An 11760-nucleotide genomic window follows, 5' to 3' on the forward strand; every position below is an offset into this window, starting at 1 on the left:
CGAATGACGGGTAAGACTTGTGCTCGGGAGAACCGACGTACTGCGCGAAATCCGCCCATTTTTCGAGCACGCTCGGTGCGACCTCGGTATCGAGGCTATGAGGGATTGGCCGCTTGCGACCTGGACTGCGCACACATCGATCTTATAGCGGTGCTCAACCGAGTGCGGGGCTTGTTGGGCTCTGCGGAATCGAGTAGCGCGGGGTCCCGGGCGGCGGTACTAGTCTGGCCGCATGTTGTACGAGCACCTCGGGGCTCGCCCCCGCATCCATGACACCGCCGTCATCGCCCCCACCGCCGTCGTCTCCGGAGACGTGGAGATCGGGCCGGGCTGCCAGGTGCTGCACGGCGCCGTGATCACCGCCGAGGGAGGCGCGATCACCCTCGGTGAGCACGTCATCGTCATGGAGAACGCGCTCATCCGGGCGACTGCGGCGAACGCGGTGCACATCGGATCGCACACCCTGATCGGCACGCTGTCGAGCATCGCCGGTGCGACCGTGGAGGAGGAGACGTTCCTCGCCTCGGGGTCGCGGGTGTTCAACGGCTCCCTGATCGGATCGCGCTGCGAGGTGCGCGTCAATGCGATCGTGCTCCGCCGCGCGGTGCTGCCTGAGGGCACCGTCGTGCCGATCGGCTGGGTGGCTGTCGGCGATCCGGTGCAGCTGTTCTCGCCCGACCGGGAGGAGGAGATCGCGGCGGCGCAGCCCGACCTCGACTTCCCCGGGCACGTCTTCGGGGTCGACCGGGACACCCCCGACCTGATGGTGCAGCTGACGGAGCGCTACGGCAGCTCGCTGGCACGGCATGCGCAGGATGTGAGCCTCGACGCGCACCGCGGGCAGTCCCACGCATGACGGGCGACGTGGGCCTGGTCCGCCCCGCCGTCAGCACGGCCGACGCCGCGCGTATCGCCCTCGACTGCTGGGGGATCGCGGCGACCGCGGAGGAGCTGGGCAGCAACCAGGATCGGAACTTCCTGCTCACCACGCAGGACGGGGCGAAGAGCGTGCTGCGGATCGACAACCCGGTGTTCGGCGATGACGAGCGCGAGGCGCAGCACGTCGCGCTCGACGCCTACCGTGACGCAGGCGTCGAGGTCCCGGCGGTCCTCCCGGGGCTCGACGGCGCGCTCACCCAGCGCTGGAACGGCTTCGCCGCGCGGCGCAGCGAGTTCGCGTCGGGCGAGCCGATGGTGGATGCCGGGTACCTCGCGCCCGTCGTGCTCGCGGAGTTCGGGGCGCTGGCCGCCGCATCCGTGAACGCGCTGTCGGCGCTCGATCATCCCGGCCTCGACCGTCGGCAGATGTGGGACATGCGCGTCGCGTACGAGCAGATCGATGCGCTCGCGCCGTCGAACGCCGATGCCACGCTCCGGGGACGGGTGCTGCGCGCCGCGGCCAAGGCGCATGCCGCCGTCGAGCCTCTCGCCGACCGGCTCCCCGTGCAGGCGATCCACGGCGACCTCACGGACGACAACGTGATGGGGGAGCGCGGCGAGGATTCACGGCTGCACCCGCGCACGGTGCTCGACCTCGGCGACCTCGGGCTCGGCTGGCGCGTCGCCGAGCTGGCGGTGTGCGCGGCATCGATGCTGCACCACGAGCCCGAGCGGCCGTTGCGGGTGCTCGAGACGGTCGCCGCGTTCCATCGCCATGCGCCGCTGAGCGACACGGAGGCGAGAGCGGTCTGGCCGCTCGTGGTGCTGCGTGCTGCCCTGCTGGTCGCGAGCGGGTGGCGTCAGCTGGAGATCGACGGGGACAACGACTACGCGCGTGAGAGGGTCGCGGGCGAGCAGGCGATCTTCGACGCCGCGACACTGCTGCCGCTCGTCGAGATGACAGAGCACGTGCTCGCCACGGTCGGCGTCGATGAGGGCCCCGGCTTCGATGCGGCGGATGTGGTGACCGATCCTGACGCCGCTCCTCTGGCCGCGCTCCTGCCGGATCTCACCGGTCGCGTCGCCGTGGTCGATCCGGGTGTCGAGTCGGCGGACCTCGACGGCGGACGCTGGCTCGAGGAGACGTCGGAGCGGGAACTGGTCGCCGAGGCGATCGAGCTCGGGGTCGCCGTAGCGGTGCTGCCCTACGGGGTGTTCCGACTCACCCGGGCGCGCATCGACGAGGCGGAGCCGGGGGAGACGTGGGCGACGTCGTGCGAACTGCATCTCCCTCCGGGCCCTCGTGTGAGGGTGGCGGCTCCGGCGAGCGGGCGGGTGACGCAACGGGGCGGGGTGGCCCGTCTCGTCCTCGATCTCGACGGTGTTGGAGACGACGGTGTTGGCGACGACGGTGCTGGCGACGGTGCAGGCGACGACGGTGCTGGCGACGGTCACGACTGGGTGCTGCAGATCTCGGGGCTCGATGCGGAGGAGCGGCGCGAGCGCCCTGTGGACGTCGGCGAGACCGTGGGCTGGATCGCTGCCGCATTCGAGCCGCGGCGCCTGACCGTCGGCATCCACCGCGATGATGCTCCCGAACGTCAGGCGGACGGTGCGCCACTCGTCGCGCCCGAGCGCGTCCCGGCGTGGAGCCGTCTTACCGCCGACCCCGCCCCGCTGCTCGGGCTGCCGTCGTTCGTGCAGCGCGACGACGCGGCCGCGGAGTTGCGGCGACGTGAGCGGATCTTCGCCTCCGCGCAGGAGCGCTACTACGAGCGTCCTCCGCAGATCGAACGCGGATGGCGGCACCATCTGATCGACACCACAGGGCGCACCTATGTCGACATGGTGAACAACGTCGCCGGCCTCGGTCACGCGCATCCGAAGGCCGCGGAGGCGGCAGGCCGCCAGCTGCGCACCCTGGCCACGAACTCCCGCTTCCTGTTCCGCGACCTCGCGGAATACAGCGAACGGCTGCTCGCCCTGATGCCGGAAGGAAGCGGACTCGACACCGTGCTGCTGGTCAACAGCGGCTCCGAGGCGGTCGATCTCGCGATCCGTCTGGCCCAGGCCGCGACCGGACGACGCACGGTCGTCGCACTGCGCGAGGCGTATCACGGCTGGACCGCGGCGAGCGATGCGGTCACCACCAGCGCCTACGACAACCCCTCCGCCCTCGAGACGCGTCCCGACTGGGTGCACGTCGCGGATGTGCCCAACCGCTTCCGCGGTACGTATCGAGGGGCGGATGTCGCCGCCGACTACCTCGCCGACCTCGCGAGCGATCTCGACCGGCTGCAGGGCGAGGGGCGGGAGGTCGCGGCGTTCCTGTGCGAGTCGATCCTCGGCAACGCGGGCGGGGTGGTGCTCCCCGAGGGCTACCTGGATGGTGCCTATGCGCAGATCAGGGCGGCGGGCGGACTGTGCATCGCCGACGAGGTGCAGGTCGGCTTCGGGCGGATGGGGTCCGCCTTCTGGGGGTTCGAGCTCGCAGGCGTCGTGCCGGACATCGTCACGATCGCGAAGCCCATGGGCAACGGTTACCCGATCGGCGGTGTGATCACGTCGAAGCGCATCGCGGACGCGTTGTCGACGCAGGGGCAGTTCTTCTCATCGGCCGGTGGGAGCTCGCTCAGCTGTCGTGTCGGACTCGCGGTGCTCGACGCCATGGTCGAGGACGACCTGCAGCGCAACGCCGCTGTGATCGGCGCCCGCCTCGCCGAGGGGCTTCGCGGTCTCGCCGATCGGCATCCGCTGGTGGCCGTCGTGCATGGGGAGGGCCTGTATCTCGGCGTCGAACTCGTGCGTGACCGCGACACGATGGAGCCGGCGGCCGCCGAGGCCGCGGCGATCTGCGAACGGATGCGGGAGCTCGGTGTGATCGTGCTGACCACCTCCGAGAGATCCAACGTCCTGAAGATCAAGCCGCCGCTGTGCCTCACAGCGGAGAGCGCCGACCATGTCGTCGCGATGCTGGATCGGGTGCTCGCCGAAGGATGGTGACCGCGCGACGGGTCTTCGAATCCCGCGGTCGGTCCGATTGTTAAAAGCGCATTTCGAACCGAATTCGCCGTAGCGCAGATGATTCCCTCCGGTCCATACTGTTGCTCAGCGTCGGACGACCCGAAGTCCGACCCATGCGCTGTCCCCCGAGGAGTACCCATGGCCACGAAGACGAAGCCGCTCGCGCAAGGTGGAGGAACGCTGAAGAGAAACCTCGGGCTGTGGGCGATCGTCGGCCTCGGTCTCGGGTACATGACGCCGACCGTCGTGTTCGACACCTTCGGCATGGTCGCCCGAGACACCGACAACGTCGTACCGGCGGCCTACCTCGTCGCCCTGGTCGTGATGGTCTTCACCGCGATCAGCTACGGCAAGATCTCCAGTGCGATCCCGAGCGCCGGGTCTGCGTACACCTACGTGCGCGAGTCGATCCACCCGAACCTCGGGTTCATGGTCGGCTGGACCTCGCTCATCGACTACGTGCTGCTGCCGATGGTGAACTGCCTCATCATCCGCAGCTACCTCGAGGCGCTGTTCCCCGAGATCCCCGGGTGGATCTGGGTGGTGCTCTACTGCATCCTGGTCACGAGCATCATCTACCTGACGATGCGCGGCACCTCGAACATGAACATGATCCTGCTGGTGTTCTCGATCGTCGTGATGGCCGTGTTCGTCGTGATGGTCGTCGCACAGCTGATGCGCGGCGACGGTGCGGGCACGGTCGCCTCGCTGACGCCGATCTTCCACGACGGCGCCACCATGGGGGCGGTGCTGATGGGCGCCACGATCGTGTGCTTCTCGTTCATCGGCTTCGATGCCGTCACCATGTACGCGGAGGAGGCGAAGGATCCGAAGATCATGCCGAAGGCGATTCTCCTCACCGTGCTGCTGGGTGGGGCGATCTTCCTGATCTCGGGCTACCTCACGCAGCTGCGTTTCCCCGACTGGAACGAGTTCGCCCCCGGCGGCGACATGCAGTTCGTCGAGGACTCGACGCTGCCGATCATCGGCAACCTGGTCGGCGGCCCCGTGCTCATGGCAGTGCTGACCGCGGCCGGTTTCTGCGCGACCCTGGCCTCCGGTCTCGCCTCGCACGCCTCGGTGTCTCGCATGCTGCTGGTGATGGGGCGCAACAACGTGCTGCCGCAGCGGGCGTTCGGCTACATCAACCCCCGCACCCACACCCCGACGTTCAACATCGTGCTGGTGGGCGCCATCTCGCTGCTCGCGATCCCCTTCACGCTCGAGCTGATCGCGGCGTGGATCAACTTCGGCGCGCTGATCGCCTTCACGTTCGTCAACATCTCGGTGATCGCCTGGTTCGCGATCCGCAAGGGCCGCCGCAAGACCCCGGGCGACATCTTCAGCTTCATCGTGATGCCGGGGATCGGCATGGTGCTCACCGGCCTGTTGTGGGCGAACCTGCACGAGGACGCGCTGCGCGGCGGTCTGGTGTGGACCGCGATCGGGGTGGTCTACCTCGCGATCATCACCAAGGGCTTCCGCAAGAAGGTCGTCGCGTTCGACGAGAACCAGGCGGTGACCGGGTACAACAAGGTGGTCAAGGTGCCGGTCGACGAGAGTTGACCCGCTCCGGTCGCGATATGTCAGCTCAAAAGGTGGAAACAGCTGACATATCGCGACCGGAAGGTCAGATGACGCCCTGAGCGAGCATCGCGGCGGCGACGCGCTCGAAGCCGGCGATGTTGGCCCCGGCCACGTAGTCGCCGGGGACGCCGTGCCGCTCCGCGGCGTCGAAGGCGGCGCCATGGATGTCGCCCATGATCTCGCGGAGCTTGTTCTCGCTGTCGCCGAAGCTCCAGCGCTGACGGGAGGCGTTCTGGCTCATCTCGAGCGCCGAGGTCGCGACGCCACCGGCGTTCGCGGCCTTGCCGGGGGCGAACAGCACTCCGGCCTTCTGGAAGGCGCCGACGGCGTCGGGCACGCAGGGCATGTTCGCACCTTCCGACACCGCGCGCACGCCGTTGGCGATCAGGGCCTCTGCATCGGCCAGGGAGACCTCGTTCTGCGTGGCGGAGGGCACCGCGATGTCGACGGGCACCTCCCACACGCTGCCGCCTTCCACGAAGCGGGCGCTCGGGCGACGGTTGGCGTACTCGACGATGCGGGCGCGCTCGACCTCCTTGATCTGACGCAGCAGGTCGAGGTCGATGCCGGCGTCGTCGACGACGTAGCCGGACGAGTCGGACGCAGTGACCGCGGTCGCACCGAGCTGGGTGGCCTTCTGGATCGCGTAGATGGCCACGTTGCCGGAGCCCGAGATGCCGACGCGCTTGCCGTCGAGGGAGTCGCCGTGCACGGCGAGCATCTCCTGCGCGAAGAACACCGCGCCGTAGCCGGTGGCCTCGGTGCGCACCTCGGCCCCGCCCCATCCGGTGCCCTTGCCCGTGAACATGCCCGACTCGTGCCGGTTGGTGACCTTGCGGTACTGACCGAAGAGGTAGCCGATCTCGCGCCCGCCGACGCCGATGTCACCCGCGGGGACGTCGGTGTGCTCGCCGAGGTGCCGGTAGAGCTCGTTCATGAACGACTGGCAGAAGCGCATGACCTCGGCGTCGGAGCGGCCGTGCGGGTCGAAGTCGGACCCGCCCTTGCCGCCGCCGATGCCCTGACCGGTGAGCGCGTTCTTGAAGATCTGCTCGAAGCCCAGGAACTTGATGATCGACAGGTTCACCGAGGGGTGGAAGCGCAGCCCGCCCTTGTACGGGCCGAGCACGGAGGAGAACTGGATGCGGTAGCCGCGGTTGACGTGCAGCTTCCCGGCGTCGTCGATCCACGGCACACGGAAGAGGATCTGACGCTCGGGCTCGACCAGGCGCTCGAGGATGCCGCCGTCGACGTATTCCGGGTGACGCTCCAGGACGGGTGCGATCGAGTGCAGCACCTCGTGGACGGCCTGGTGGAACTCCGGCTCGTGCGGGCTGCGGGCGAGCACCGTGTCGAAGACGGGCTGCACGGAGTCGGCGAGCGGATGGAAGTCGGCGGGAGACGTAGCGGTCACGCGGAAGGGCTTTCTGGTGGGGGATGGGGTGCGGGCGATCGTGTCGCGCGCGAAAGCAGAGCCGGGTGAGGCGGAGGTTTCACTCTAGCGTCGGCCACAGCCGCGTCAGCGCACCCGGCGGGAGGGCTCGGGTCACCCGGTGTTCTGCAGCCCGGCGGCGACCCCGCTGACCGAGAGCAGCAGCAGCCGCTGCTGCTCCGCGTCGGCTCCGGAGCCGGTCGGGCCGTGATCCGCCGAACGCAGGGCACGCAGCGCCCGGAGCTGGAGGAGCGAGAGGGCGTCGACGTAGGGGCTGCGCAGCTGCACGGCCCGCTGCAGCACGGGCTTGTTCTCGAGGAGTCCGGTGCCGCCGGTGAGACGGATCACCCAGCGCCGCGTGAGGGCGAGCTCGTCCAGCACGAGCTGGGCCAGGTCGTCGCGGTCGCCGAGGGCGAGGTACTGGCGGGCGATGCGCTCGTCGGTCTTGGCGAGGCTCATCGCGACGTTGTCGATCATGGTGCGCAGCAGCGGCCACTCCCGGTACGCCTCGACGAGAAGTTCCTCGTCGCCGACGGCTTGCAGGGCGGAGCCGAGTCCGAACCAGCCGGCGAGGTTGATGCGGGCCTGCGTCCAGGCGAACACCCACGGGATGGCGCGGAGGTCCTCGAGCGACTCGACCGACAACCCGCGTCGTGCCGGGCGCGAGCCGAGCGCGAGCAGACCGATCTCCTCCATCGGGGTCACGGTGGCGAACCACGATGCGAACCCTTCGGCCTTCACCAGCGAGAAGAAGCGCTCACGGGAGGCCGCGTCCATCGCCGAGGCGACCTCGGCGTAGCGCTCTGCCGCACGGCTGGTGCGCTCCTCCTCGGTGGGGGACGACGCCAGCAGGGTGGCCGCGGCGACCTGGTCGATGTGCCGCATCGCGATCGCGGGCTCGCCGTAGCGCGCGAAGATGACCTCGCCCTGCTCGGTGAGCTTGAACCGGCCGTCGACGGAGTGCGGCGGCTGCGCCAGGATCGCCGAGTTGGCAGGGCCGCCACCTCGTCCGAGTGCGCCGCCACGACCATGGAAGAGCGTCAGCTCGATGTCGTTGTCCTGCGCCCAGCGGGCGATCTTCTCCTGGGCTTCGTACAGCGCCAGGTTCGCGGCGACGGGGCCCACGTCCTTCGACGAGTCCGAGTAGCCGAGCATGACCTCGAGCCGGTTGCCGGTCGCGGCCATGCGCTCGCGGAACTCCGGGAAAGTCACGACCTCGGCGAGGATGCCCGGGGCGGCCTGGAGGTCCGCGAAGGTCTCGAACAGCGGCACGACGTCGAGCACAGGCGCATCGTCGCCGAGCGCGTATCGGGCGAGACGGTGCACGTTGGCGAGGTCGGAGGCTGCCTGGGTGAAGGAGACGACGTACCGCCCGGCCGCACGCAGACCCCGGTCGTGCTGGATGTCCGCGATCGCGCGGAAGACGTCGAGCACCTCTTCGGTCTGTGCGCTGACGGCTTCGCCCGCATCGAGCTCGGCAAGAGCCTTCGCGTGCACCTGGGAGTGCTGACGCACCTCGAGCTCGGTCAGGTGGAAGCCATAGGTCTCGACCTGCCAGATGAGGTGCTGCACCCCGCCGAACGCGTGGCGCTTCGCGCCGGCATCCGCGAGCGACGCCTGCACCGCCCGCAGGTCGGCGAGCAGTTCCTCGGGACGCGCGTAGGGCTGGCCGCCGTCTCCGCGGCGGGTGTCGGCGACGCGGCGCGCCAGCACGAGCAGCACGCGACGGTGCGGCTCATCGGGGGAGCGGGTGGCGAGCTCGGCCGCCAGGTCGGGCTCCGTCTGGGCGAAGCGCTCCCAGAGCGCCGTGACCTCGGCGCTCGGCGGCGTGTCGTCGGCGGCGAGAGTGAGGGTCCGGCCGATGCGCCCCAGCGCGCGCTCGAGGCCGCGGAGCACATGGTCCGCCGCGATCTGCGACGCCTCCCGCGTGACGGAGGCCGTGACGAACGGGTTGCCGTCGCGGTCACCGCCCACCCAGGAGCCGATGCGCACGAACGCGGGGACCACCGGAGCGCTCGCACCCGAATCGTCTCCGCGGAGGGCATCGTCGATGCGGCGGTAGACGTGCGGCACCGTGGTGAAGAGCGTCTCGTCGAACACACCCATCACGGTGCGCACCTCGTCGGTCGGAGTCGGCTTCTGCGACCGCAGCGGGGCCGTGCGCCAGAGCGTGTCGATCTCCTCCAGCATGCGCCGGCGCGCACGGTGCTCCTCCGCACCGCCTTCGCTCGCCGCATCGTGTTGTGTGAGCAGCTCGGACAGACGGCGGATGCTCGACGACACCGCGCGACGGCGCGCTTCGGTCGGGTGCGCGGTGAAGACGGGGTGAAAGCGGAGCCCCTCCAGCCGACGTCGCGCCTCGTCGTCGCCCACCTCGGTGCGCAGGCGCGCGTATGCGGTGGCGACGGTGTCCGCGGCGTCCTCGCGACCCGGCTGGCCGGCGCGCTCGCGCAGCACACGCACGCGCTGATGCTCCTCCGCGAGGTTCACGAGGTGGAAGTAGCAGGTGAAGGCGCGGGCGACCTCATCGGCACGGGCGACCGTGAACGACTCGGCGATGGCCGCGGCGCGCTCGAAGGCGTCCGAGGTCTCGTCCTCATAGGCCTGGATCGTGGCGAGGCGCAGACGTTCGACGTCGTCGAACAGATCGTCGCCACCGGCCTCGCGCAGCACCTGACCGAGCAGCTGGCCCAGCATGCGGACGTCGGTGCGCATGGCATCGGGGATGCCCTGGCCCGCCTCGAATCGGCCGATCACGCGGATGGCCTCGGTGTTCGTGGGTTCGGAGAAGGAGTGTGCGGGGGTCACCCCTCGAGAGTATCCCGCGTGCGAGGGGTCGCCTGCACGCATGACGACGTACTCGGTCACCGCGCCGTCCGGGTGCGCGGCACGCGCGCGACCTACGATGGACGGGATGCGCATCTCAGCGAACCCCCTCCGCGGACAGCAGTTCCCCGCCGTCCTCCTCCTTCTCGCGGCCGGGCTCGGCCTGCTGCTCGCGAACCTCCCGACGCATGATGCGCTCGCCGCCTTCCTCGACGTCCACATCGCCGTGCCAGGCACCGCCCTCGACCTGTCGATCGCGCACTGGGTGTCCGACGGTCTCCTCGCCGTCTTCTTCCTGGTCGTGGCCATCGAGCTGCGCCACGAGCTCACCCACGGTGAACTCGATTCCCCGCGCAAGGCGGTGCAGCCTGCCATCGCGGCCACCGGAGGAGTGCTCGTCCCGATCGCGGTCTACCTGCTGATCGCCGGTGGGGACAGCGTCACGGCACCGGGCTGGCCCATCCCGACGGCGACCGACATCGCCTTCGCGCTCGGGGTGCTGGCGATGTTCGGCAAGGGACTCCCGTCCCGGGTGCGCGTCTTCCTGCTCGCCCTGGCGATCCTCGACGACATCATCGGGATCGTCTTCATCGCCGTGCTGTTCGCCGTCGATGTGCAGTGGCTGCTGTTCGGACTCGCGATCGTGGGCGTGGCCGTGTTCTGGGCGCTGAGCCGACTCCTGCATGCGAAGGGCCACCCCCTGATCGCCGTTGCCATGGTCCTGGTCGGCGTCGTCACCTGGGGTCTGGTCGCCTCCTCCGGCATCCACGCGACGATCGCCGGCGTGCTGCTCGGACTCGTGATGGCACCCGTCCCCGCCGAGCGCACGAGACACGCGCTCGAGCCGACGGTGAACGGGGCGATCCTGCCGCTGTTCGCCTTCGTCGCGGCGTTCGTCGTGATCCCCGCCGTCTCGATCACGCAGCTGTCCCCGGCATTCTGGGCGATCGTGGTCGCCCTGCCGGTGGGCAAGATCATCGGCATCTCGCTGTTCGGCTGGATCGCGATGCGCATCCGCCCGAAGGGATCGGACCCGGCGTTGCCGTTCGCCGACATCCTCTCGGCCGGCGCTCTCGGCGGCATCGGGTTCACGGTGTCCCTGTTGTTGGCGAACCTCGCTTTCGCGGAGGACGGCGGCATCAGGGATCAGGCGATCCTCGGTGTGCTGGTGGGCTCGCTGATCGCGCTGGTGCTCTCCGGCATCATCGTGTCGCTGCGTGCGCGCTGGTACCGTCGGCTCTCATCCGCATCGTCGTGATCGCGCGTCGTGATCGGTCGCCGTGATCGGTCGTCGTGATCCGGTCATCGGGAGAAGGAGGAACCGTGAGCGTTGAATCCGAGGTCCGCTCGCCCGGGGAGGACCCGCTGCGCGAGGCTGCCGAGACCATGCGCGCGGTCAGGGAGCGCTGCGTGTGGTCGCAGCAGATCACGCATCGCGACCTCGTGCCCTATCTGATCGAGGAGTCGCACGAGGTGATCGATGCCGTCGAGGTCGGCTCTCGCGACGACCTGCGCGAGGAGCTGGGGGATCTGCTCTGGCAGGTGCTGTTCCACGCGGCGATCGCCGCGCAGGACCCGGACGATCCGTTCGACATCGACGACGTGGCGCAGACGCTCACGGAGAAGATGGTGCGTCGTCATCCGCATGTGTTCGCCGGGGAGGTGGCTGAGACTCCCGAGCAGGTGCTGGTGCACTGGAACGCCGCGAAGGCCGCGGAGAAGCGCACCCGACGCAGCGTGCTCGACGGAGTGCCGCGCGGGATGCCGGCGCTCGCGCTCGCGCAGAAGATCGCCGGGCGTGCCATCGGCGCAGGAGTGCCCGTCGAGCGGGTCGCCTCTGCCGCCGCCCCCGCCTCGGAGGAAGAGCTGGGGGACGCGCTCCTCGCGCTGGTGGCGACCGCCCGCGAGCAGGGGTGGGACGCCGAGCGCGCCCTCCGCGAGCGGCTGCGTGCGCTGGAAGACGACGTGCGCGCCGCCGAAGCCGCGCGCTGATCCCGGCGCGACCCCATCCC

General features: G+C 69.7%; 7 protein-coding genes. 5 read left to right on the plus strand and 2 right to left on the minus strand.

The window, feature by feature from the left end; all coding sequences use genetic code 11:
- The first annotated feature begins 232 nt into the window (after positions 1-232).
- The 3 genes from MOX01_RS07445 to MOX01_RS07455 all read left to right on the plus strand — a co-directional run bounded on the left by MOX01_RS07445 (position 233) and on the right by MOX01_RS07455 (position 5469).
- A complete protein-coding gene (locus tag MOX01_RS07445; RefSeq protein WP_141369117.1) occupies positions 233-856 on the plus strand; it encodes a gamma carbonic anhydrase family protein in 624 nt (207 codons plus the stop codon).
- Positions 853-3882 carry an aminotransferase gene (locus tag MOX01_RS07450; protein WP_170224170.1) on the plus strand — a complete coding sequence of 1010 codons (3030 nt, stop codon included), beginning with the start codon at positions 853-855 and terminating at the stop codon, positions 3880-3882. Before MOX01_RS07445 ends, MOX01_RS07450 begins: the two co-directional genes overlap by 4 nt.
- A gap of 159 nt (positions 3883-4041) precedes the next feature.
- Positions 4042-5469, plus strand: coding sequence for an APC family permease (locus MOX01_RS07455; protein WP_227750923.1), 1428 nt, complete (start codon positions 4042-4044; stop codon positions 5467-5469).
- 64 nt (positions 5470-5533) lie between these two features.
- Here the strand turns inward: MOX01_RS07455 and gdhA are convergent, their stop codons facing one another.
- A complete protein-coding gene (gene gdhA / locus MOX01_RS07460; protein ID WP_141369119.1) occupies positions 5534-6904 on the minus strand; it encodes an NADP-specific glutamate dehydrogenase in 1371 nt (456 codons plus the stop codon).
- A gap of 132 nt (positions 6905-7036) precedes the next feature.
- Positions 7037-9730, minus strand: coding sequence for a phosphoenolpyruvate carboxylase (locus MOX01_RS07465; RefSeq protein ID WP_141369121.1), 2694 nt, complete (start codon positions 9728-9730; stop codon positions 7037-7039).
- A gap of 106 nt (positions 9731-9836) precedes the next feature.
- On the opposite strand from MOX01_RS07465, the gene nhaA reads away from it, so the two are divergent.
- Entirely contained in the window at positions 9837-11006 is a 1170-nt protein-coding gene (gene nhaA, locus MOX01_RS07470) for a Na+/H+ antiporter NhaA (protein WP_058632510.1), read from the plus strand.
- Positions 11007-11134: 128 nt separating this feature from the next.
- Positions 11135-11740, plus strand: a complete 606-nt coding sequence (locus MOX01_RS07475; protein WP_082682688.1) for a nucleoside triphosphate pyrophosphohydrolase — start codon at positions 11135-11137, stop codon at positions 11738-11740.
- Positions 11741-11760: the final 20 nt, after the last annotated feature.

The sequence above is a fragment of the Microbacterium oxydans genome (assembly GCF_006540085.1).
Classification (GTDB): Bacteria; Actinomycetota; Actinomycetes; order Actinomycetales; family Microbacteriaceae; genus Microbacterium; species Microbacterium oxydans.